This window comes from Mesorhizobium sp. BHbdii (assembly GCF_053848045.1).
In genome coordinates, this window is sequence record NZ_JBSPKX010000152.1 from 1 (window position 1) to 492 (window position 492).

The 492-nt window shown below is 66.3% G+C and carries 1 pseudogene; it reads right to left on the reverse strand.

Annotation, left to right across the window (positions count from 1 at the left end):
• Nucleotides 1–297: 297 nt before the first annotated feature.
• Nucleotides 298–492: pseudogene (locus tag ACWTU8_RS32340) on the reverse strand (hypothetical protein); the annotation flags it as partial.

The window sequence follows — 492 nt, forward strand, 5'->3', positions numbered from 1 at the left end:
GTGGAGTGCTGCGCGCCGCATGAACTCCGTGCGCGACAGGCCAAGCAGCTCCGCGCCGCGGTCGATGATGGTGAGATCATCGTCGCGAAACCGCATCGAGACGGGTGTTTCCTTCCTCGTGGCTGTGATGGCCATGGCGCACTCCTGTGCTGCGAACGTATATACGTCTATGTAACGCGGAAGGCAATACCACATTGCGTGGCGGCAGGCTTCGGCGCGTCGATACGATCCGTGGAGGCGGAGAGCGCGGTGCTTCGCGCGCGGTTCGGTGGTGCGGATTGCGATGAAAGCGGCGCTTCACGCGCCGCCCTCCGCGAACCGCCAGACGGGGATGCCGAGGCGGCGGGCCTTATCGGCCAGGTTCTCGGTGATGCCGGAGCCGGGAAAGACGATGACGCCCGCCGGCACGACCGACAGCAGCTGGTCGTTGCGCCGGAACGGCGCCGCCTTGGCGTGCCGGTTCCAGTCAGGCTTGAAGGCGATCTGCGTGAC